The sequence below is a fragment of the Paenibacillus sp. GD4 genome (genome assembly GCF_030846225.1).
Lineage (GTDB): Bacteria > Bacillota > Bacilli > Paenibacillales > NBRC-103111 > Paenibacillus_G > Paenibacillus_G silviterrae.
Genome location: NZ_JAVCYK010000002.1, coordinates 1,948,513 through 1,972,490, shown reverse-complemented (window position 1 = coordinate 1,972,490; position 23,978 = coordinate 1,948,513). Strand labels below are relative to the sequence as shown.

The 23,978-nt window shown below is 44.4% G+C and carries 20 protein-coding genes; 1 reads left to right on the top strand and 19 read right to left on the bottom strand.

Annotated features, from left to right (window positions below):
• Positions 1 to 17: 17 nt before the first annotated feature.
• From RAC89_RS31325 to RAC89_RS31275, 11 genes are all read right to left on the bottom strand, one after another.
• The gene (locus RAC89_RS31325) at positions 18 to 488 is read right to left on the bottom strand and encodes a pentapeptide repeat-containing protein (RefSeq protein WP_306617649.1); all 471 of its coding nucleotides are present in this window, start codon (positions 486 to 488) and stop codon (positions 18 to 20) included.
• Positions 489 to 1,021: 533 nt separating this feature from the next.
• Positions 1,022 to 1,924 carry an IS3 family transposase gene (locus RAC89_RS31320; protein WP_306617904.1) on the bottom strand — a complete coding sequence of 301 codons (903 nt, stop codon included), beginning with the start codon at positions 1,922 to 1,924 and terminating at the stop codon, positions 1,022 to 1,024.
• A complete protein-coding gene (locus RAC89_RS31315; protein WP_218094447.1) occupies positions 1,906 to 2,196 on the bottom strand; it encodes a transposase in 291 nt (96 codons plus the stop codon). The genes RAC89_RS31320 and RAC89_RS31315 overlap by 19 nt, the downstream gene beginning before the upstream one ends.
• 231 nt (positions 2,197 to 2,427) lie before the next feature.
• Complete coding sequence (locus RAC89_RS31310; protein WP_306617647.1) at positions 2,428 to 3,447, bottom strand: serine hydrolase domain-containing protein; 1,020 nt, start codon at positions 3,445 to 3,447, stop codon at positions 2,428 to 2,430.
• A 162-nt stretch (positions 3,448 to 3,609) separates the two neighbouring features.
• Positions 3,610 to 4,596 (bottom strand): phosphotransferase, encoded by a 987-nt coding sequence (locus RAC89_RS31305; RefSeq protein ID WP_306617645.1) that lies wholly within the window; start codon positions 4,594 to 4,596, stop codon positions 3,610 to 3,612.
• Positions 4,597 to 4,801: 205 nt separating this feature from the next.
• Complete coding sequence (locus RAC89_RS31300) at positions 4,802 to 5,224, bottom strand: hypothetical protein (RefSeq protein ID WP_306617643.1); 423 nt, start codon at positions 5,222 to 5,224, stop codon at positions 4,802 to 4,804.
• Positions 5,225 to 5,547: 323 nt separating this feature from the next.
• On the bottom strand, positions 5,548 to 5,715 hold the full coding sequence (locus tag RAC89_RS31295; RefSeq protein ID WP_306617642.1) for a hypothetical protein: 168 nt from the start codon (positions 5,713 to 5,715) through the stop codon (positions 5,548 to 5,550).
• 306 nt (positions 5,716 to 6,021) lie between these two features.
• Positions 6,022 to 6,999 carry a phosphotransferase enzyme family protein gene (locus RAC89_RS31290; protein ID WP_306617640.1) on the bottom strand — a complete coding sequence of 326 codons (978 nt, stop codon included), beginning with the start codon at positions 6,997 to 6,999 and terminating at the stop codon, positions 6,022 to 6,024.
• A 222-nt stretch (positions 7,000 to 7,221) separates the two neighbouring features.
• Entirely contained in the window at positions 7,222 to 7,983 is a 762-nt protein-coding gene (locus RAC89_RS31285) for a GNAT family N-acetyltransferase (RefSeq protein ID WP_306617638.1), read from the bottom strand.
• Positions 7,984 to 8,174: 191 nt separating this feature from the next.
• Positions 8,175 to 8,912 (bottom strand): UMP kinase, encoded by a 738-nt coding sequence (pyrH, locus tag RAC89_RS31280; RefSeq protein ID WP_306617636.1) that lies wholly within the window; start codon positions 8,910 to 8,912, stop codon positions 8,175 to 8,177.
• A gap of 634 nt (positions 8,913 to 9,546) precedes the next feature.
• Positions 9,547 to 10,833 (bottom strand): IS110 family RNA-guided transposase, encoded by a 1,287-nt coding sequence (locus RAC89_RS31275; protein WP_306617634.1) that lies wholly within the window; start codon positions 10,831 to 10,833, stop codon positions 9,547 to 9,549.
• Between the two features lie 343 nt (positions 10,834 to 11,176).
• Between RAC89_RS31275 and RAC89_RS31270 the strand changes: the two genes are divergently transcribed.
• Positions 11,177 to 11,794 carry a helix-turn-helix transcriptional regulator gene (locus RAC89_RS31270; protein WP_306617631.1) on the top strand — a complete coding sequence of 206 codons (618 nt, stop codon included), beginning with the start codon at positions 11,177 to 11,179 and terminating at the stop codon, positions 11,792 to 11,794.
• Between the two features lie 186 nt (positions 11,795 to 11,980).
• Here RAC89_RS31270 and RAC89_RS31265 read toward each other — a convergent pair whose 3' ends face one another.
• The 8 genes from RAC89_RS31265 to RAC89_RS31230 all read right to left on the bottom strand — a co-directional run bounded on the left by RAC89_RS31265 (position 11,981) and on the right by RAC89_RS31230 (position 23,971).
• The gene (locus RAC89_RS31265; RefSeq protein WP_306617629.1) at positions 11,981 to 12,904 is read right to left on the bottom strand and encodes an aldo/keto reductase; all 924 of its coding nucleotides are present in this window, start codon (positions 12,902 to 12,904) and stop codon (positions 11,981 to 11,983) included.
• Positions 12,905 to 13,023: 119 nt separating this feature from the next.
• The gene (locus RAC89_RS31260; protein WP_306617626.1) at positions 13,024 to 14,613 is read right to left on the bottom strand and encodes an extracellular solute-binding protein; all 1,590 of its coding nucleotides are present in this window, start codon (positions 14,611 to 14,613) and stop codon (positions 13,024 to 13,026) included.
• A 20-nt stretch (positions 14,614 to 14,633) separates the two neighbouring features.
• Positions 14,634 to 15,512, bottom strand: coding sequence for a carbohydrate ABC transporter permease (locus RAC89_RS31255; protein ID WP_306617624.1), 879 nt, complete (start codon positions 15,510 to 15,512; stop codon positions 14,634 to 14,636).
• A 13-nt stretch (positions 15,513 to 15,525) separates the two neighbouring features.
• On the bottom strand, positions 15,526 to 16,491 hold the full coding sequence (locus tag RAC89_RS31250; RefSeq protein ID WP_306617622.1) for an ABC transporter permease: 966 nt from the start codon (positions 16,489 to 16,491) through the stop codon (positions 15,526 to 15,528).
• Between the two features lie 224 nt (positions 16,492 to 16,715).
• Positions 16,716 to 19,058: a helix-turn-helix domain-containing protein gene (locus tag RAC89_RS31245; RefSeq protein WP_306617620.1), complete on the bottom strand. Its 2,343-nt coding sequence runs from the start codon at positions 19,056 to 19,058 to the stop codon at positions 16,716 to 16,718.
• A complete protein-coding gene (locus tag RAC89_RS31240; protein WP_306617619.1) occupies positions 19,024 to 19,170 on the bottom strand; it encodes a hypothetical protein in 147 nt (48 codons plus the stop codon). The genes RAC89_RS31245 and RAC89_RS31240 overlap by 35 nt, the downstream gene beginning before the upstream one ends.
• A 153-nt stretch (positions 19,171 to 19,323) precedes the next feature.
• Positions 19,324 to 22,350 (bottom strand): family 78 glycoside hydrolase catalytic domain, encoded by a 3,027-nt coding sequence (locus RAC89_RS31235; RefSeq protein WP_306617617.1) that lies wholly within the window; start codon positions 22,348 to 22,350, stop codon positions 19,324 to 19,326.
• Between the two features lie 121 nt (positions 22,351 to 22,471).
• Positions 22,472 to 23,971 (bottom strand): extracellular solute-binding protein, encoded by a 1,500-nt coding sequence (locus tag RAC89_RS31230; RefSeq protein ID WP_306617615.1) that lies wholly within the window; start codon positions 23,969 to 23,971, stop codon positions 22,472 to 22,474.
• Between the last annotated feature and the right edge of the window lie 7 nt (positions 23,972 to 23,978).

Sequence of the window (23,978 nt, the reverse complement as noted above, 5' to 3'; positions counted from 1 at the left end):
AACGTGTCATTTGTCCTTTAATCGTTCTTGATTAAATCAGAAATCAAGATTCCGTTAATTTTCAATCCAGTAATGTCGCAATCAGTTATCTCAACATTTGATAAATCACAATTCCTTATTTGTCCATTGGAAAGGTTACAGTTATGAAAACTTAATGGTTTATAGTGACCATCGGAATTGTAATTTCCATCCCCCTCCATAGGAAGAACCACATTATGAAATTCCGTTCCAACTAAATGGACATGGTCAATAACAGCGTGGCTAAAGTTCGCATGCTGAATACCTATACCTGACAAGTTTGCATTCGAGATTTTAATTCCACCCATATTAACATCATTCAAAGACATTTGACTCATGTTTGCGTTATTAATTTTCGTCTTCGCCAAGCTGACATTGTCAATATTAAGTTCCTCGGCTCTGACCTCCTGCCACTTAGACCCCGATATGTCTGCCATTAGTAAATCCAAAGGTTCCACCTTTAAGCTCATTCTCATATCTCCCTTCAACTTATAAATTCATCTGCTGCGTAACTTCGACATGCACTCCACATTTTCCTTTATTATCCACTTAACTAAACTCCCTCTATGGAGAATCGTTTTCCTCTTAAATACGCTTGTTTTCTTAGATTCTGAACGTTTTTCTTTCGTACGAGACAAGCACTGTATGGAACAAGGTTGTAGAAGATGTAATATATGGGGGAGAAGAAAGCGCAAAAACACATCCACCCAGACCACCTGTTTTTAAAAAGTGGACATTCTGGAGATTTATGGTCGCACCTTGGATCTCCACATCGCCTCATGGAGGTCAACCCTCCCATGTCTCACAGAGTCTTCGCTCCCACATTCCTTCATTCAACCTGTCCATGAGGTGGAGGTCGGATATGCTGCCCGACAGGATCTTCGTCCGTATGTTAGTTTTGTTCCGACTCATCCGTGCTTCAGTTGTTTGTACTTCGTTATCTACGTTTGGAGTTGTCAATAAAAGTGCAGTTTGAAAACACACTCATACAGGCATCCCGTTACTAGGCTGCTTGCGACAGCATTCTTTCGCGATAAATGGATGGCGGCCAGCCCCCCGGATTAGAGGTGTAGATCCGCCGTCTATTGTAGTAGACCATGATGTATCTGAAGATGATCGATTTAATGTAGGCCATCGGATAGTACTCGGTCTTGATCTTGTACAGCTTTTCTTTCTTGAGCGTAGCAAAGAAGCTTTCCATTCGTGCGTTATCATAACAACGCCCCGTGCCGCTCATACTTTGCACGGCGTCACGTTTAGCCAGGCTCTCTCGGAAAGCGCGGCTTGTGAATTGACTACCGCGATCGCTATGATAAATCATTCCGCGAGCACTTCTTGCCCTGCAGGCGTTCTCGAAAGCTTGGATACATAATTCCTTACGCATGTTGTCGTCCATGGCGATGCCTACAATCTCTCCGTTGAAACAATCCAGTACGGCGGATAGATACAACTTGCCGTCTGAACAAGGAATCTCCGTGATATCTGATAGCCACTTTTGGTTGGGGGCTGAGGCACCGAAATCTCTCTTGATCAGGCTCTCGCTCTTTTGAGCTGCAGCATCCTCGCGAGTAATGCCATTTGGATGACGCTTCACTTTCTTCAGCAGGCCGTGCATCTTCATAATCCGACGGACGGTACTGTAGCTGGTCTTAATATCTATTTGTGACAGCGCCAGCAAAATACGCTGGACACCGTAATTATTGTTGTCTTCATGTTCCCCGATGATTTCTTTAATGTTGACCAGAAGGCGTTCTTGCCGCTCCTGTTTGGGTCTTGGCTTCAAGCTACGATAATAGCCCGATTCGCTGACAGCCAGTACTTCGCACATCTCCTTGACGGTCCAACGGCCACGTCGTTCACGGATGTAAGCATAGAGCTGGCACGCCTTTACCGCTTCCGGTCTAATGCGAAAAAACCGAGTGCGTCCTTGAGAATGTCATTTGCGCGGCGCAACTCGCCTATTTCTCTTTCCAATTCGATTTCACGGGCAGTCTTCTCGGTAGATGGGTAAGCACGTCCGCTTCCGACATGCGCTCCGTCGCCGTGCAGAGTTCTTCGCTTTCTCCAATCCTGCAAGGTGTGGTAGGCTACGCCTAACTGCTCAGCAGCTTTCTTTGGTCCAATCTCGTCGCTCAATCTTACTGCTTCATCTTTGAATACTTTGTCGTACCGTTTCATTGTCTCTCGTCCCCTCGTCATCTTCATTTTATTTCATACGAGGGTGTTTTTCGACTGCATAATTATAGTAGCACTCCAATTCTCATATAAGTAAAACCCCCTTTTTCATTCACATAGACGTGAAACATTCGAATAAAGTTACGCTGCTGCCCGTTACTTCAACGACACTAGGGAGCAGCTGCCGCGGTGGTCTGCTTCCTGTTATTCCACTAACGTTCCCAGATAGCTTAATCAAAAGGTGGCGTAAGAGTGCTGGTTTAAAGCCTGAGTAGCAATATTACCAAACCTTTGAATATCGGCAATGTAATCAAATCCATTCTTACCACCAAAAGTCCACAGACTATTCGTCATCCGTACAACCACTGCTTTCTGTTCAGGGATTACGGTGCATGAACATCCCGATGCTCCGAGGATCTGATATGTCCCTTCAGGAAGATCAGGGCCTATTTCAGAGTTTGCAACATTCTTATCTTGAATCCACCAAAAATAACCAAGCCTCGGTAATTGGACAGGTAATGTATTGGGAGTCATTTTTGAGGTCACATTTTCAAATAAATCCCTAGGAAGAATCTGCTGACCTTGCATAGTCCCCTTGTGCAAATGTAAATTCCCCCATAAAGCAAGTTCCCTAGCAGTTATGTATAGGTTCCGGTCACTGCCTTCGTTTGATTCGAGTCTTAAGGTAGGATAACTATTAGGATCGTTTATATCACAAACTAGGGTTTCTTTACCTTCTGTTCTCCACTCCGTCTGGGTTAGTCCTAACGGTTTAAAGACTCGTTCATTAATGGTTTCAGCGACTGTTTTCCCTGTAGCATTCTTAATAATCGCAGCCAGTACCTCAGGTTTTTTCCCTTCAAATGATGTACCTTCTTCAAACTTACGTACAACGCTTTTACCTTGAAATTGCAACCCTGTTGTTCTCGTAACTAGATGCCTTATTGTCGTGTTACCGAGAACATTATTGTCATAATTCGTTAGATAATTGCTAATCGGATCATCTATGCTTTTTATTGCACCATCATTTATAGCGATAGCAACGGCAAGCCCAACATATGTAACCCTCGTGGAGTAAACATTAAACTGGGAAAACTCATCCACCTTCCTGGCACCTTTATGGAAATGATGATAACCGGAATACCTTTCATGTATAATTTTATTGTCTTTCATTATACATACGGCTGCTGCTGATGCAGAAATACGATCTTTAATTTGATTTGTATAGCGATCTAGATCGTCAAAGAGACCCATACGCATCACACCAATACAGGAATATTTGTTCGCATTTTGATAATAACAATTTTGGTAATTTATGAAAAGTAAACCATTCGATATTCTGCCCTTTAGCTTAATAAAAGGCAGCCAAGGGAGTGGCCGGCTGCCGCGGTGTCTGTTTCAACTAACGTTCTTACGTTAGCGTAAAAGAATATCTTTAACATATTCGTCCAACCTTGTCCAATTATCTCCGGTCCAGATTAATTCTTCTATAAACCGACTCATAGGTCGATTGTTCCTATACTTTGCATGTGTCCATTTGCATTCCTTATACCACGTTAATTTTAGTGATTTGACTATTCGATCAGTCGTTATAATCTCGTGTTCCGAATAACCCTCGATATAAGCCTTTATGTTTTCTGCTGGAAGACCATTGGAGGTAAGCGTACAGGAAAGCAATGCTCTTGATATGTCAAAGTCGGTGTAAACGTAACTAACTCGATCAAAATCAATAATATCCACTATTCTGTTATCATCGAACAATAAATTATCGATATGCATATCCCAATGTGCCCATCCATGAGTACAGGCCATTAGTTCATTAAGATCAATATGTTTTAAAATATCCATCTGACATTCAATAGCTTCCGTATACCGTTTATGTTCAGCTGACGATGTTTCCAGTAGGTTTGTCTGAAGTCTTCTATACATGCTTTCTTTTGAAGGTAATTTCCAATGGAGGGATTCAAGTTTTGGTAAATTGGTGTTCATCCATTTATGCATATACCCAGTTGCTTTCCCTAGCGTAAACATCTGGGAAGAATTCGCTTGCCCAGCCTGAATATGCCTTCCCTGGCTTGCACCGGTTATGGTGTATTCAACATCTCTTGCCGTGGAATATGTGCATTCGTCGTTGTAGGACATTACAGGCTGGCATGGGATTCCTGCAATGTACATCTGATTTTGAATCTTTAATGCCTGACGAGTCCCTTCGATTGTTCGTTTATTTCGTACTTTATCATGCACTTTAACAAAAAGCTCTCCTCGATCGGACATCATAAGCCAACAAACATTCCCATGGTTCCAGCCAATTGGCACTGCTGAATCTACAGTGATCCCAAACTTGATTTTCATATCCGCCGTAATCTCGTCCATCAGTAAATCATTAATGGCTTCATTTCCCACTGGTTTAACCCCATCCCTTTAACATCAATTTATGTCTGATGTGCGGGCGAAAAAGATCACTCAAATTATAGACCATTAGACTTTCCGATGGAAGATTGGGTTAACGTAAACTGTTAGTTACTTCAATGAAAAAATGGAGCAGCTGCCACAGCAAACTACTCCTAGATCGTTTAACTATCGTTCACCGTTAGCACAATGAAAAAGCTCACTTCGTGACAAGCAATCCCTTCACAATTTCATTAATACGTACATTTGTTGATGCGTCCTCCGCAATATAAAAAAGTAAAATATTCGCTATTTGATTTTTGCTATGCATTACAAAAGACGCTGGAATATTCTCAAATTCACTTAATCCTTTTTTAGCCTCTTGGTTGGAGGAATAGACATAGAAGCTGATTAACTTATCTTCACTAATTGCATAAACTTCTGGTTTGACACCATTCAAGATCCGAATAAATACATTATTTGGGCTTAACCCTTGTGGATCAGATAAGGGTATATTATACGCCGCAAATGCTTGTTTAATCTGTTCTGATGTAATAATGACTTCATCTTTTGAACTTACACGAATAGTACAACCACTTGAAATGAAAGTGATTAACAAAAAAATAAACATCACTGACCTCACGCATATCCCTCCCTTTAATATCCATAAGTTAGGACGCTAAAAGAGAATATGAATGTTGCACTATGCTGCCCGATAATTCAACACTGCCAAGGAGCAGCCAATGTGGGCGATCTGCTCCCTGGTTATTGCATTAACGTTCCCAGATAGTTCAGTCACTTAAAACGAGCTATTCCCGCATGCCAATGAATTCCACGCTGCAAGCTGGGGAATGGATCCAGCCTGTATTCCCGAGGGTGTAATCGCGCAAATTTGTTTTGGCTTTGCACCTACTCCAAACGTGATCACAGCAGTAACCTCCAAAGGTTTTTCATTCACCTCGAAGATCAAATCTGCATGTCCCTTACAATAACAACCATCGTCGTATTCAGCCCGAACGTTACTAAAAGATAGTAACCGAACACCTTTTTCTTCAAAAAGTCGCAGCCAAGAGCTTGCCTTGCTACCCTCGGTTTTTCGACCTTCCCAGCCAAACAGTTCAGCTGCTCTCTCATAATTTTGCTCCTGAACTGCTCTCAGGAATGAAACGGTATGCTTTTGTATAGCCATTGGGTTCCAAGGCAAAGTCACTTGATATAACAAGTACATTCCACACAACAAAAGTCCTAAATAACCTATTGAATTCCCCTTTAGTTGACTAATTTTCGATTCCCTCCATTCGAAACAATTTAGACGAAGTTTGTATGAAAGAGTTGCGTTAAACTGCTGCCCGTTACTTTAATGAAGAAGGGAGCAGATGCCGCGCGGCGGACTGCTCCCTGGTTGTTGTGCTATCGTTCCCAGATAGCGAAGAATCAATATTATATTCTTGAAAAGTCCAAATCAATGTATGGTGTGTTATTCAGTAGGTTGGAAAAATAGAAGCGTCGAGCTTGTTCATTCCATTCACTCCAATCAGGGGCATTAAAATCTCTGCTTCTATATAGCGCGGATAAAACTCTAGCTTGCCTTAAATCGATGAATAAGGGGACTTTCTTTAACCACTCTTGGCTTATGGTATGTTCTTTACAATAGCCATTTAAGAAGTTGGAACAAAAGCGTTTTGCAATCTTTTTCCGTACCTCTCCATCCACAACCCACGGGATAGGAGCTTCGTAAAATAATGGCGTGGCAATATCTGACACAAACCAGCTATATTCTGCCTCGTCAAAGTCGATAATATGGACATTATCCCCATCGTTTAGGTAATTGCCGCAGCTGACATCGCCGTGAATAAGTCCGTATGTATCTTTGTCCTTGGAAAGAGCGCTAACTTCCTTGATTAAACGGTCGAAACTGTCATGTATTTCTGACGGACAATATTTTTTAAATGAAACTAATAAAGCATTGTCATTCCATTCATAGCGTAAAAGTTGTGGTGCAAATTGAATTGAGTGCTTATGTATTTTTCCAACTATTTTTCCTATATTCTCATAAAAGGTATTGCTCTCTTCGGCAATCTTTGCATTTCTTCCTGGAGCTTTTTCAAAGGCTGTTACAACAAAAGCGTTGTCAATGATGTGAAGAATATCATCCGTTTTTGACTTAATCGGTCTAGGTACGTTTACACCAGATTCCGCCAAGAACGTAATAAAGTCTAATTCAGCATTTGTTAGTATTTCATTCCGATGTGTGATGTGAGCAATTCTTAGAATAACTTCACAATCTCCGTTCATCCCAGAATAAACGAAGTTTTGAAATCCATTTAATTCGTTCATTGAGTCTTTGTGAATCCCATAACGCTCCGCTGCTTGGCTCAATATATCTTGAGTGAATAGTTGTTTAATCTTTTTCTCCATATTACTTTGACACCCTTCAAAAGTAATTTAATCTTATTGTAATCTAAATTAATTGATTGAGGTTAATAAAAAACGTCTTGAAATAAACTATCCTCCCGTTACTTCAACGACACCAGGGAGCAGCTGCCGCGGAAGTGTGCTCCCTGGTTATTCCGCTAGCGTATCAGTTAACAAATGCTAATACGATTTACTTTTTTACTCTCGTTTATGGTGATCATTATTTTAACGGGCGTATATTTGTACCCAAGCTGGCCAGTAACCCAGACTAATTGCCAATTGACGCGACTGTAGATTGCTAACTTCAGTTGAATAATACGGGAGAATCCCTTGATCAAGGATAGCCTTTGTTAAGGTACCGACTATTACTTTTCCGATCCCTATTCCTTGATATCCGGGCAAGACATCCACACCTATTTGCCACATTAGTTCACAATCTCCAGACGCTTCAGCTATACCGACAATCTTCCCGTCACATTCGGCTATCGTGGCCAACATATCTGGTCTGGCATTGTCTGAACGATATGATAGTGCATGTCTAAAGCTCATATGTTCATATAGCTCTACCACATTTTTTTGAGTATATGTTGATACTTTGACACCCTGTGGAATATAAAACTCTGCAAGATCATCGACTGAACAAATATATTTCTGATCAGGACCAGCAATAAATTGATTATCCTTTTTTACGTAATCCTCCAATTTAGCAACTGTTTGAATGGAAAAAATTTGCCCACGTGCCAGATTTCCAAGAATTCTTTTTACCCACTCTACTCGTTCTTGATTACAAGAGGCTATTACCCCTTTTCCCATCGTCACGATGCTTAAAGATTTTTCACGTAGCGGAAAACGAAAACGACCCTCTCTTATTTCAGCTTTATTTACTGTGACCTTGTCGAACAGGAAATCAGTGTCACTACAAGCGAGGTCGGCTGCTAACACAGTTCTTACAGTTTGTAAGGCTACTTTTCTGGCAGATGCAATCATTACACACCCCGTTCCAGTTGATTGAACTCTTCTACCAGTTAACGCAACGACGGCAGCCGATCCGACAACTGGCCGGCTGCTGTCATGCGGTTATTGAGCTAACGTTCCCAGTTAGTTGAACGGTTCATCATTAAATATCGTTGTAATTTATCTATAGATTATTTTTTGACCACAACTCGTCAGACTTTGCACTATTCCAATTCTAAAACTGAGTCCCCACTAATTATTGTCCCGTTATTTTTACCTTCACAAATTTCTTTCATTGAGCCCGGCTTATCAAAATTGAACACATGCATTGGCAGATTGTAATCTCGGGCCAAGATGAAAGCTGACTGATCCATTACTCTTAAGTTATGTTTCAAGACATCGTTGTAGTGAAGGGATCTGTACTTCTTTGCTTCTTTTTCTTTCTTAGGATCTGCGCTCAGAACACCATCGACACCTTGTTTAGCAACTAACAGTGCTTCACAATTAACTTCAATTGCCCTTTGTACTGAAGGATAGTCTGTTGTAACGTAGGGTTGCCCGTTTCCTCCTGCAAAGATTACAATGTATCCCTTTTCCAGATGGTGAACAGCCCTTAATCTGATGTATGGCTCTGCAACTGAACTAATAGGTATCGCTGTCATTACTCGAACTTCTTTGTTTGTTTTGGCTTTAAGAACACCTCGAAGCATTAAACTATTAATAACAGTTGCGAGTGTGCCAATGTTGTCAGCTTCCGCTCTCTCTATTCCCCAGCTTTCCGCCATATTGCCACGAAATATATTCCCCCCACCTATAACTATAGACACCTCAATTCCAAGGTTAACTACTGACATAATTTCGTTTGCGATATGATCCAATCTTTCTGGTTCAAAACCAAATTCTGTGTTTCCAGCGACTGCCCCACCACTTAGTTTAATAAGAACCCTTTTGTACCTTGTCAATTTATACCCTCCATCCAATAAAAAACACTAAAGCAATATATGCTTTAGTGTTTTAATTGAGCGTAAATATGGGATTGAAACAGTCGATGTATCACGATATTTCTGTTTTTTTCCCATATCCCCACTCCTCCCGTTATTTTCCATTTATTTTATACTGAATAAAAGTAAAATGCAACTGCTACAAGCAAGGAAATTACTAATCATTTCCTTTTTCTTTTTAATGCTTATTCAACTATTCTCCCTCTATGGAGAATCGTTTTCCTCTTAAATACGCTTGTTTTCTTAGATTCTGAACGTTTTTCTTTCGTACGAGACAAGCACTGTATGGAACAAGTTTGTAGAAGATAGAAAGCGCAAAAACACATCCACCCAGACCACCTGTTTTTAAAAAGTGGACATTCTGGAGATTTATGGTCGCACCTTTGGATCTCCACATCGCCTCATGGAGGTCAACCCTCCCATGTCTCACAGAGTCTTCGCTCCCACATTCCTTCATTCAACCTGTCCATGAGGTGGAGGTCGGATATGCTGCCCGACAGGACCTTCGTCCGTATGTTAGTGTTGTTCCGACTCATCCGTGCTTCAGTTGTCTGTACTTCGTTATCTGCGTTCGTCATCTATGAAAAGATTGTATCTAAGCTGCTAACGACACTTCTGTGAACCGAGGGATATCCTGCAACATCTTATCCTCACTAAATCGATGCCCCTTTTTCAGGACACCAAAGAGTATTCGAATCAGCTTACTGCATAGCGCAATGAGCGACTGCATCTTTTTCAATGGATTGGCTGGCCGTTTCGTGTAGTACTGGTGTAGCGCCTTAAATGCACGATTCTTTGCCACTAATGGCATCATGACGCGGAAAAGCAGTGCTCGTAATCGTTTTCGGCCGCGCTTCGTGATCTTTGTCTGTCCCTTGTGTTTCCCTGACGTGTTTTCTTTTAGATTCAAACCCGCGAGCTTAATAATTTGCTTAGGATGCCGGTAACGCTCAATGTCGCCAACTTCGGCGAGGATACCAGCAATACTGTCCCGGCCAATTCCTTTAATGGCCAGTAGTGACTTCACATGAGGGATTTGCTTCAGGATCTCGTCCAGCTTTGCTTCAAGTTCTGCAAACTTACTCTCAAGCAACTCATACTGTGTTAACAGCAGCTTAAGCTCGAGTTTTGCTAATTCTGTACCTTCTCGTATGCCAACAGAACGACTTGCAGCTGCTTTCAAACACCTAATACGTTCCATACCGAGACCTCGCTTAGCCGCCTCTCTAAGATGCCTTAGCAATGCTTCCTCTGACTGAGTAACCAATTCATGCGGCAACAAGCAAAGGCTTAGCATTTGGCGTGCGGACTTGCATTCCCAATCCTTAAATACCGTGAGGAACTCTGGAAAGTACCGATCCAACCAATTATGAACCCGGCCTTGCACCACTCGCAGGTCGGTTGACAGATGATCGCGAATTTTCATCGCTTCCCTTAGTTCGGCATATTTGCCTTGGGGAAGATTAGGTACGGCGTATCTTCCATCTTTAACAAGCTGGGCGATGACTTTGGCATCTTTAATGTCGTTCTTGGTCGGCGAATTGTCGTCTAATTCTTTGCTTTTCTTCACGTGCAGCGAATTAACTACGCCGCATAAAACTTGTTGTTCTCCCAGGTAATACGCGAGGTTCAGCCAGTAGTGGCCGGTCGGCTCCATACCGACTATGACGTCCTGGAACCCTTGCTCCGTCGCAATCTTCTTGAACCAGCTAACGAACAATTCAAAGCCTTCTCGGCTATTTTCAAACGAGATGGATTTCCCGAACTCGACTCCACGGTTGTCTTGTGCTCGAGCCACATGTTTGAATTTTGCAATGTCGACTCCGACAACTAAGGTAGAAGAAGTAATTTGATTAATGCGTTCATTTTGAGTAGAATTCATCTTGTAATCTCCTTGGTTTGTTTTTGGATCCGGTCGCTGGCCAGCATCGTGGACCCATTAACATCATACCAAGGAGTCTTTTTATTTCTCAAACTTCGTAATTCTTCATAATAGGAATGCTGCCCGTTACTTTAATAAATTAGGAGCAGCTGCCGCAAGATAAGCTCCCCTTAAGGTAGACAGGTGAATAATAAAAAACCTGCTACGGTAAGGGGAGCTTTTTCTGTCTAAAGAAAAATGCTGCGCTTCGGTGAAGCTTTGAAAAGATACGATCAAATTCCACGACCTAACCTTCGTTGTTGAAGGTAAATCAAATTACTACGTCAACGGTGTAAAATACACGGTGGAAGCCGGTGACGTCATCTACATCCCATTAGGCTGTGAACGAGAGGCACATACGATAAAAGAATTCCCCATGCACTCTTATGCGTTCAATTTCAATTGGCTGCCTGCCGGCAGCCCGGATGCACTTCCTCTTGAAGTCGTGACGAAAAACATCATTACGAGTGACATTTTAAATTACATTAAACAGTTCAATCACGTCTGGATGAGGAGAGAGCCGGGATATATCATGCAATCGGGGGCACTTTTCATGCTGATCATGCATCAGGTCATGACCAATTTCTATAGGAAAGAGGCCGCTATTTCATCAGATAAAAGGGTCAACCAAGTGTTGGAGTACGTCATGGACCACTACTCAGAGGAGTTGGACTTATCCAAGATGGCCGGAATCGTCAATCTTCACCCGGTTTATCTCGGAAAACTATTTAAAATCAACACCGGCATATCATTTAAGGAATATTTGAACCAGTTGCGTATCAATCAGGCCGAGATGTTGTTATCTACCGGCGGCTTTTCTGTAACCGAGGTCGCAGAACGTTGTGGATTTCATGACATTTCCTACTTTAGTAATGTATTTAAATCAATCAAGGGATACCCGCCCTCCTCTGTGTGTAAGTAATGCTCTATAGGTTCCGGTGTAATGACAAGAATATCCGGACAAAACGAAAAAAGCCCTGATTTCGCAAGGCTTCTTTGTTCGGAATTTCATGTCGTTGGACTCTACACTACAACAATAAGAAAGTTGTTGTGCTCGACACACGAAGACCTGAGACTCGGCCCTCAGGTCATTTCAAATAAACAAATTCTATTGTTTTAACCGTCCAAGCTCTTGAGCCGTTAACAGTCGATCCCCTGCCTTGGCATTTGCAGCTGCCTGCTCGGGGGATTTTGCGCCTGGTATGGCAACTGCAGCCGTCGGGTGGGAGATCACATAACGGAGCGCGGTTGTCGCCATGTCTTCATCCTGCTCCAGCCTCTGCTTGAGCTGTTTCACCCTTTGGACGCGTTCTTCGAACTGCTTTCGTCCTGCGCCATCCGTATTCCAACTGTTACGCACACTGTCGGTGAAGACAGAGGCTTCCGAATATTTCCCGGATAACAGTCCCATTGCAAGCGGACCCCGAATCAGCACGGCGATTCCATTATCCTCGCAATAAGGCAAGAACTCTTCTTCGGGCTGCCTGTTCAAGAGAGAATATTCAACCTCGACCACACGGCAGGTTCCGTTTGCATTAAACCTTTTGAGTACCTCCAGGCTGTTGGTGGATATTCCATATTCCCTGATTTCTCCGTCCCGCTTCAAGATCTCAAAGCCCTCTAGGAAAACCGACGGATCCTGAATATCTCCGATATGGCACAGCAGCACGTCGATCCAATCGGTTCGCAGCCTGTGCAGGGAAGCATGGGCACAAAGCCTGATCATGTCCGGTGTGGTCAATGGCACACCTTGGCCCGTCCTTTTGCCGAAATGTCCGATTTTCGTAACGATGTATGTGTTATGCCTTAAGCCACTCAAGGCTTTGCCCAGTCGTTGCTCCGATAAGCCGTTTGGAATTCCATAAGACTCGGCGGTATCGAACAGATTCACGCCCTGGTCTAACGAAGCACGTATCGTTGCGTAAGCGGTCTCATCGTCAACCTCTCCCCACTGATTTCCAATATTCCAGGTACCCAAGCCAATCGCAGAAGCCTTCCAGCCCGTACTGCCGAACCCTCGGTAAATCATCATCCACACTCCTTGTTTAATAGGCCTTATACCATAACTACCATATTATACCTCATCTGTCATATGTTTTTGCATGTCCTGAGGGGGGCACTTTGTTCCAAATACCCCTCAGGATTTCTTGTTCATCTCTTCAGATAACGGTCGTAAGAGGCTTGTTGAATCTTAAGGACTTGATCCAGACCCATTTTCTCGATATTTTTAACAAATTCATCGAATTTGTCCAAGGATTCCGCACCCATAATGAATTTATTCATCATTTCATCTTTGTATGTTGTAATTTCCGTAAGCTTTGAGTTCAGCACATCGCGTTCCGCCTGAGTGAACGATAAGGTAAGCGGGTATCGGTCCTTGATATACGGGGTGATCGAGTCGCGGATTTTCTCAATCTTCGGTGTAACCATCGCGTTCTCATAACGGATATCCCACTGATAGGCAAATTCCCGGTGGCCGAGCTCATACATTTTGAGCAGTGGAGACTGCTTTGGATCCTTCATGATCAAATCCGTATATTTAGGAACATTGTTCTCCATGATATAGGTTTGACCGAGTACCCCGAAGTTATGGGCAAGCTGACCTTCCTCGCTGTAGAACCAGTCATGCATTTTGGCAAGCTCCACCTTGTATTTTGACTTGGAGCTGATAGCGAAACCGTTCTTAATCAGTGTCTGCTGGCTCTTGGTGTAGGCCTCCATGCTTGGTCCCTTGAGCGGGATGCTTCCTGTCATATTGACATTTGGATTCGCTTTGACGACGAGCTTCTCCAAATATTCGATCCGGGGGAAGGAATCAAAGGTAGAGCCCGAAACCTGATTCGTAAACCGGGATTCCCAAATCTTCTGATCATTGGTAATATACTCTTTATCGATCAGGCCTTCCTTGTAAAGCTTGGCCGCAAAGGCCAGTCCGTCCTTCAGCTTCGGGTTGGTGAAGGAGTATTTCACCTGGTTGTTCTCTACATAGAATTCTTCCTCCAGTGAGACGCCGAACGGCTCGATAAAGGGCAGCAGTCCCTTCAGCTTGTTCCGTGTGGTAAACGGAATTTCATCATTAGCACCGTTGCCGTTAGGGTCCTTTTCCTTGAACGCTTTGAGAACCTGATACATCTCATCCGTCGTGGTCGGCGCCTTCATGCCAACCTTATCGAGCCAATCCTGGCGGAAAATATTCAGGTTGATTGTCTTGACCGCCGAAATTTGCGGAAAGAAATATATATTGCCGTCATCGGATTTAATATCCTTCAAAATTTTGGGGTTTTGTTGAACGAGCTTCTTGAAATTCGGCATATGCTCATCGATCAGCTTGTTCAGAGGCTCGAAAACACCGCTCTCTCCTCCTTTATTCAGGAGGTCGGGCGTCGCTTCCATCAGGTCGGGGAGATCTCCGCCGGCCAGTGTCAGGTTAAACTTCTGGATATAATCGTTATTGTCGTTCGGCGCTTTCAGCCACTTAAAGTACACATTTGTCTTCTCCACGATCGCTTTCATCCAAGGCAGCTCGTTCGACTCCACCGACTCGGTTCTGGGTCTCATATAAACGCTAACTTCGATTTTCTTGTCTAGTACCTTGCCATTTGCAGATGACTTGGCTGCGTCACCCGTTGGAGCAGGGGCTTCACCTGCACCTGAGCCGCCGTTCCCCGAGCAGCCCGCTACCACTACAGCTAAAGCAGAAACTGCAATGGCCAATTTTCTTTTGACAGTCTTGTTTTTCATTGGCTAATCCTCCTTTTTGTTTACCCCTTAATCGATCCCATCATAGAGCCTTGGATTAAATATTTTTGAATGAAAGGATACACCACAAGAATAGGTAAAGTTGCGATTACTAAGGTCGAATATTTGATTGATTCGCTCACCAGGTTCTTGTCGTCAAAGACATCGACCAGCATCTGATCCGTCTGATTCTGGATCACGATATCACGCAGCAAAATTTGGACGGGAAACATCTCTTCGTTATTCAGATATATCATTGCAGGAAAAAAGCTGTTCCATTGGCCGACCGCGTAAAACAACCCAATGGTTACCAATGACGGCACCGACAGCGGAAGGATGATTCGGTACAAACACTGCAGCTGCGAGCAGCCGTCCATCTTTGCGGCGTCCTCCAGCTCCGACGGAATTTGCTCGAAGAAGGTTCGTTGGATAAAAACATAGAAGGAAGCGATCGCTGCCGGAATCACGATAGACCAGATCGTATTGCGCATACCGAGTGCGCTGACTACAAGGTACGTAGGTATCAAGCCCCCTCCGAACAGCATCGGGAGCAGAATGAACCCGGTCATTAGCTTACGCCCCGGTAAATCTCTTCGCGAGATGGGATAAGCGGCGCAAACGGTCAATATCATGCTGATGGCCGTGCCTACGACCGTATAGATTACGGTGTTGAGGTATGCTCTTCCCAGCATCGGGAACTCGAGCACACGCCGGTAGGCATCCAAATGAAGTCCCATTGGAATAATGCTGATACGTCCCTGCTGAATATACAGCTGGTCGCTTATGGAGGCGGCGAAAATATAGAGGAACGGGTATAAGGTGACTGTAACGACAGCCCCCAGAAATAATGTGTTTATCGCGATAAACAATAGCTTCCCCGGTCCCATGCGAAGAACAGGCATCGTTGCTCCCCCTTTACCAAAGGCTTGTTTCCGAGTATTTTCTGGCCAATCTGTTGGCAATGATGATCAGCACCAAGCCCGCAACCGATTGGAACAGGCCTACAGCGGAAGCGAAGCTGAAGTTGGCTTCCAAAATACCGCGACGGTATACATAGGTACCGATTACGTCTGCCGTGATATAGGTATTCGGATTATAGAGCAGGACGATAAGCTCATACCCGACCTCGAGCATATCACCTATCTTCAGCAGAAGCAGAATGATGATTGTCGGTGCGATGCCGGGCAGCGTGATATGCAGAGTCTGCTTCCACCGATTGGCCCCGTCCACCTTGGCAGCGTCGTAGAGCTCCGTGTTGATCCCGGTTAAAGCCGCGAAATACAGGATGGCGGACCAGCCGAGCGTTTTCCACAAATCAATCCCCGTATAGATGGCCCAAAAGTATTCGGGCTGCAGCAGAAAGCTTGTGCGCTCATATCCGAGCTTCTCTAGAAGGTTGTTTATTAGACCAACCGACGGGGAAAGGAACGTCACCGCCATACTCGCTACGATGACAGTAGATATAAAATGCGGCAGGTAGCTGACCGTTTGAACGGTCCTTTTGATGATTGTGTTACGCACTTCATTAAGCATGAGAGCGAAAATAATCGGCGCCGGGAAAACGAACACCACGTTCAACAAGTTGATAACAAGTGTATTTCGCAGCACCCTCCAGAAGTAAACCGAGTTAAAGAAGTCCATAAAGTGTTTGAATCCGGCCCATGGACTGGCGAGAATTCCTTTATAGATGTTGTAATCCATGAATGAAATGGTCAGCGCCATTACCACAGGTGCGTACCTAAAGATAAGATAATACAACATCGGCGGAAGAAAAAGGAGATAAAATGGCAGGTACCGTTTCATCGTCCTTCTCCAGCCCGTTCCGGGTTTTGAAGCGGCTGCCATAGGATTCGTCAAAGCCGCCGTGTCTTGATTGGCCATAATACCGGTGCCCCTTTCTTTGGTAATGTGTTGACGGGCAGCATCTTAACAGTGATGCAGGTCACAGCTCAAATCTAAACGGTAACGCTCAATATTTCAATCGATCCTTTCTTAGAAACGTGTTGATATTTCACGATGTTTCATCGTCGTATTTTTAGATGCATCGATAAGTTTTACGGTGCCTTGCAAAAAGAAAGAGCCCTCCTTGCGAAGGGCTTGGTCAGCTACGAAACGGAGTGTTCGAGCTGCCGGTATTGTCCGGGAGTGATCCCCTCGTGCCGTTTGAACACACGAATAAATGTATTGGAATTGCTGAAGCCTACCTTCTCAGCGATTTCCACAATCGATACGTCGGATTGGCGGAGTAAGTCCTTGGCCTGTTCGATCCGCCGCGAATTCACATAATCAGCGAAATTCAAGCCGGTAACCTCCTTGAAAATGCTGCTGAGATAAGATGAAGATAACCCTAAATGCTCACTCAGCATCGACTGGGACAAATCCTGTCGGTAACGGGAATCTACGAATAGCTTGATTTGGTTCAGCAGCTTCGCATATTGCCCCTGCTGCTTAGCCGTGATCCAATCGGAAATCATGGACATAGCACGCTCGATGCACGCTTTTTTCTCCGCGACACTCGATTGTTGATTCAATTCCCGGTAAAGATCGAAGGCTTCCCCGAAAATTTCTCCGGAATTCGCTCCGAGCTCATAAATGGTACGAATGGCCGTACCGGCCAAGGCATGAAACAGATTATGGATGATTTCCAGCGTTGGGACCGTCCCCTCCAGATTCTTTGTCCAAATGATGTCGAGCAATCTCGCTAAGCTCTCGGCATTGCCGGTTTTTATCGCATTGATAAGCTGCTTCTCCATATCGAAGGTATAGTGAAAGGAGCTTTCCGGCAGCTTCGTGACCTCGTCAACGAAGATGATGCTGCCTTGGCCCTTAACTACCTTATATTGCAGCGAGGATAAGGCATCCACGTAAGAAAGCGGAATCTCCTCTGCCCGTCCGTACACCTTGCCAACCCCCACGGTAAAGGTGCGGCTATACGTATGCTTAAAGTAAACCAGCACTTTGCTGATATATTCGCTAGCCGCTTCCGGATTCGGATGCTCGTAATGTAAATTAAGGATGGAAACCATCTTATCGGTTCTTTTTCGAATCGATCGGATCGAAGTCCCTCCAATTCCCATGGCCAATTCATCGAATAAGGCGGTCATATCGTGTCCCAATGTGCTTATGGCATCATCCAATGAGAAGTCAACGGTCTCGAACACGATAATCTGAAACATATCGTAATGAAACGGAAGCTGCAGCTCTTCGGCGGTTTCTTTGACATTCGCCGCCGATAAACGGCCCTCCAGTAAATCATAAAGGAAATTCTGCCGAAGCTTCGGTACATGTTTCTCAAAGGTGTCTCTCAAATGATGGACCTCATAATAGGCGTAATTGATGATCCGGTCGATAAACCCGAGCTCATCCTCCGCGGAACGCCTATTTTCCTCCGGATGCTTACGGCCGAATAGATCAATGTAGCTGACAATTTTATTAATCGGACGATACATCCGATTAATCAGGAAATAAGATAGGATGAGCCCACCGATCAGGCACAAGCTTGCCGCAAGCCAAGTAAATTCCCGGAATTGATTTGCCTTTGCCTTGATAAACGCAGTAGGAACAACACTGATGTAGGTCCAGTCGTTCACACGGGATGAGGTAAAGACGATTTGATAATCGCTTCCAGATACGTTCTCCTCAAGGTGCCCGTTTTTCGCCGATAAACTCATTACCTTTTGCGTAATCGTTCCGCTCGTCGATAGGAGAATTTGATCCTGCTCATTTTCCACTGCGCTGCTAAACAACAGTCTTCCATCCCGATCAATGGCATACATAAAAGCAGGGTACGGATCGCTTCCGTTTTGCAGTATTCGCGAGAGATTCTCGGTATCCAGATTCATATAGAGCATACCGGTAGGTGATATATCGCTGAAAGGTACGGTACGCGCGAAAGTGAGCACTTCCCGGCCGTCGCCTGCTGCAGACAATTTCATGGGACCCAGATACGATATGCTGTGATATTTCGGCCTTTCCTGCCATAGCTGAGCGGGTTTCGTTACGTAAATCTGATTGTAATAATGTTCTTGATTATATTTTGACTCGTGATTTATCACGACGGGGTAACGGTAATACTGCAGCCATAGATCCGAAATCATCGGGTTGGAGAGCTTAACGCTTTTGAGGTATTGGATAATATTTACGAAGAGCAGCTGATCTAGGTCCCAAGTCTGTTCCGACAAATAGAGCGAGCGCCATATATCGTCCTGGAGGGTGACTTGTAAGGACAACGTGTCCAATGAAACCAGTGTGTTATCAATGTTGCTGCGGGCCAGCTCCAAATATTGATTGTTGGATTCCACCACTTCCGAAATCAGCAGAGAAGCCGATTTGGTGTACGAGATGTACCCGAAAGCCAGAATCATCATCACGACGAAGATGTTAAAGAGGAGCAGCATTTTAATGAAAACGCTTTTATGCTTGAAGATCCGTAATGTTTGCGGAAGCACCTTGTTCTCCTCCCTGAAAAATCAGACTACTTTCCATCATGATAACACAAACATGCTGCTGAAATTGTCCGAATTTCTGACTTGTTACTGGTGCATCATCCATATCCTTCATACAGAAACCATAAAGAGGCTATTCCAAAAGTCATCTAGGATGATCTTGGAGTAGCCCTTACTTCCTCACACATTTAATTCTCTCTGTCATAGTGGTGCCCGAATGTCGAGCCCCCGTCACTAAGCTGTCGCCGAAAGTCTTTATAATCGATATTTAGGGTTTAAGAACAGATTCGAACGTATAACTTCCCGCACCAAGCTCATAGATAGCTTTGCCGTTCTTATGAGCGATAAAATGAATTCCTTCCGCCTCTTGAACCGGTTTTCCGCCCTCACTCACATTTTGTTGATGATTTGACGGCAGATAAAGTGTGGCCGTCGTATTTGCTGGGATCGTAACGGCGTAAGACAAATTGTTGCCCTTCACTTTCCATTCACTTCGAATCGTTCCGCGAACAGAGTCATACGATCCTTTTACCCAAGTGATCTGTTCATTTAAGTCTATTTCGGGCCTCAATATGATATGTTTGAACCCAGGTTGCGCCGGGTCGTTGGCAATCCCGGCCATATACTTATACATCCATTCGGCAATTGCGCCATAAGCATAGTGATTAAAGGAGTTCATGCGCACATCGCCAAACCCATCTTCCACCGAGTAGGAATTCCAGCGTTCCCAAACCGTTGTTGCCCCATTTTTGACCGAATATAACCAGGATGGCATCGCATCTTGCAGCAGCAGCTTATAGGCCAGCTCCGATTGACCTACATCCGACAAAACCGGGGCGATGACATTGACGCCCAGGAATCCGACAGACAACGTATTTTCGGCATAATTTACTCGTGAGCTTTCCGGATGAGCCGTTTTATAAGCCTCACTGTTTTTGATATTTTCAGTCAATAAATGAATCATTTGCTGTCGCTGGTCCTCATTCTCATAAAGTCCCAGCTTTAAGCACCATAAGAGCGAAGCTTGGCTGTTATCTTCCATCTTGATGTTCTCAACACCGACTTGATCCGGGTTATCATCATATTCCAAAGCCTTATAACCACCTGAAGACAAGACTGTCAAAGCTCCATTTTCATCTACATGAATGTAATGTTTGATAAACGTTTGTCTAATTTTTTCGTGTAGTGCTTCATATTTCCGCACATCAGCCGTTTTCCCGATAGCTCCAGCCATGCCCGCCATTAATATGGCATCGTAAACATAATAAACATCGCTCATGAGCTGCCGGTCTGTCCCTTGAAAATTCAACCAGTCCCCAATGCTTCCCGTACCTCGGTATGTCTCGCCGGTCTGATCATAGATCCAATCCATGAATCGGTTCATGGCTGCGTAGTTTTTTTCTATAATCATCGTATCGCCTGTCATCTGCCAAACCGTCCATGGCACGACGATGCCTGCATCAGCCCAGCCGCCATTGCCGACAAACCCTCTGAAATTCGCATACCTTCCACTCGGAGCTGTCGATGTAAACGCACCGTTTCCGTACGTTTCTTGACATTGTACGAACATATCCATCCAATTTTCGAGAAAAAGAGCTGCTTCCATATTATATAAAGCGGTGTTAGCAAAAAGCTGCGTATCACCCGACCAGCCAACACGTTCATTTCGCTGAGGGCAATCCGTGGGAATCCACAAATAATTGCCGCGGTGTCCCCACATAATGTTGCTAAAGAGCTGATTGACATCACGGTGTGAAGTTTCTATACTCCCAGTCTCAGGAATCGCAGATCTGACCACTTTACCCGTTAGGCCGTGAATCGTCACGGACTCACCCGCGGCAACGGTGATCTCTACATATCGAAACCCGTGATAGGTGAAGGCAGGTTGATACGTTTCTCCGTTCGAAGCTCCCTTTAACGTATAATAATCAGTTACATCCGCTTTTCGCAGATTTGCCACATATATCGAGCCTACAGGACCGTCTGCCCCTTTGCTCTCATCATTCAACATCTCCGCATAACGAATCCTTACTTGCGTCCCTTTCGGACCCTCAACGATTACACGTGGTACACCGACCATGTTTTGTCCCAGGTCATAAATGACCGTATCACCTGATAAAACCGTTATCACATGACGCCTAGCGGCCTCCGTGTCGGTAATGGTGCGTGCGGGATCAACTTTAATTTTCCCCCGGCCATTGGCGGTTTCTTCTTCGGCGATAATATCAGTGTATGTGGTGATTGCCTGCGGGACTTGATCCAGCGCATCTACAATCTGCGCCGTTTCCCCATGGTAAGCGGTTACGCTTGCATGCGGAAAGTCCTTTCTGTAACGATGTTCCTTTACCTCCTGCCATTGTGCATCATTAAATCCTGATTCTGCCCAGCCCTCGATTTCCATCGTGGCATCGTACGTTTCGCCATCATAAATATCATCTTCCCTTACCGGGCCTGTATCGGCTGCCTTCCAGCCGGAGTCCGTATCCGTCACGATAGCTTGGGTGGACCCATCTTCATAGGTAATCAATAACTTACAAAACAGCGCCAATTCGTTTTTTTCATCGTTGTAATACACGGTTTGTTTCTCAGATCCCGGTGCCTTGGAAATGCGGCCATTCCACCAGCCATTCCCTAGTATGGCCCCGAGCACGGCTACGTCGTCCTTCATATAGGATGTAACATCGTAGGTCATGTATGTATTGTTCCGATCAAAATTCGTCCATCCGGGAGGCATGTGTTCGTAAACGCGGCGGCCATCATCCATGACGATCCCAAGCTTTTGCCCATTAAGATAGGCATCGTATACACCCAGCGCCGATATATAAAGTCTGGCATGTTTGACTTTCCCTCTCAGTTTCGTTTCTTTTCTGAACATCGGGGCCCCAGGACTTTTCGGTGTTTTGGCATTCATCGTGATCCACTTGGCTCCACTCCAACCGGTAATACCGTCTGTGCTTCTCACTCCGGTTTCAAAATATGCCTGCTCCTCAGCTATGAAGACTTGACCATCCTTATCCCATACCATGACAGTCCAGTAATAACGGGTCGAAGGCTGCAGGGCTTCTCCTGTATAAACGATCGCAACCGATTCGTTAGACAAGACTTTTCCGCTGTTCCACACATCTGCCGAATCCCCTGACAATTCAGAGGTTACTAGAATCTGATAAGCCGTCTGCTTTTGCCCGCGTTCATCAGCTTCCATGATCCAACTAAAGCGGGGAGCTTCGGCATCAATGCCGATTGGATTACACCTATTTTCAACCCTCAGTTTTGTAATTCTTACACGGTTATTCAAACTGATTCCTCCTCCGGTTGATTATAATATGAATGATAACTGTTACTTTAAGCACTGTACATATTTTACGCAAAAAGCGGACAACGATTCGTGAATCGCATCCGCTGTTATAGTAGAAAGCTTATTTTTGGGTATTGCTTTGCGTTAATGAAGCATTATACTCTTCGATAATCTTTGCTCCGCCTTGTTCCTGCCATTTCTTAATTTCAGCCTGGAAACCATTCTCATCCATGCCGCCAAGAATATACTTATAGGTTGCATCTTTGATGATTTCCTGCAGTCGAGGCCCTCTTTCCGTATAGGTTGCCGAATGTAACGGTGCCGTAGGATCGTTAATAGCAAACTTCGTCGCATCCGCTACGAGCTGATCTGCTTTTTCAGCAACAGGTAAGTCGTAAACCTTCGGTTTAATATTCGTAACTCGAGACAACGATAGTCCCCAGTAAGCCTTTACATCCTTTTCAATCTTTTTCACGTCGGCGATCGGCTCTACTTTTCCGTCTTTCAAATTATAGTGCGTACCCTCTACACCATACTGCATGAGGTTCGCGATTTCCGGATCAAACAGCTTATCACAGAAGGCCAAAAGCTTCTTTAGATGCTCTTCCGTCTTGACGGCTGTCTTAGGAAACACGATAACCGTGCTATAACCCGGTACTGCCCAAACTCCATTCTTTCCATCGGGTTTCACAATTGCATTCGTAACATCATACTCAGCAGTTTTAATCGTCGACTGGGTCTTGGCGTGCATGGTTTGGACATCAGGCATCGAACCGATATATACCGCGGATTTTCCGCTATACATCATATTTTGCTGATCCGCCTTACTCGTTACAGGGAAATCTTGATTAATGAGACCTTCCTTATGAAGCCTTTTCATAAAATTCATGGTGTCCATATACTGCTTAGTCATAAACTCCGGAACTAGCTTGCCATTTTCCAGCCCCCAGTTATTCGGTGTGCCGAACCAGGAACTTAACGTTTTAAAAGAACCGTAGACCAAATCGTTTCTGTCTGCTAATGGAATGGCAACTCCGGATTCTTTAAATTTTTTGAGCATGTTGTAGATGTCTTCCGTTGTTTTGGGAGGTGTAATCCCCAGCTTATCCGCGAGATCCTTTCGATAAATTATGCCTTGACGCGTCAAAGGAACCTCTTGATAAAGGGTATATATTTTACCATCCACAGCTGTATTCTTTAACACATCCGGATTCAGCTTGCTCAGGTTCGGATAATCCTTTAAATAAGGTCCAACCTCCCAAAACTGCTGGTTTTTGATGGCATCTCTAAAATTGATAAAGCTGTTCTGATTGCCTAGATAACTGATTTCAGGCAAAGAATCCGTAACCATGGCCGCTTGGAACTTTTCCTCATAGGCACCGCTCGGTACAAATTGGATGTTCAGCTGGGTATTTGTTTTCTGCTCGATCAATTTCTTCAGATCTTCAGAGGGAACCTCCGGTGTTTGGAGGGAAACCATCATGCTGATTTTCAAAGGCTGATTCCCGTTTTCTGTGCTTGCTGCAGGAGCCTTCTCACTTTTACTGCAACCGGCTGCCAAAAGAACGGATGCCGCTAACGTAATGCTTCCAAGTCTTGTCCATGTTGCTTTCGTTTTCATTGAATGA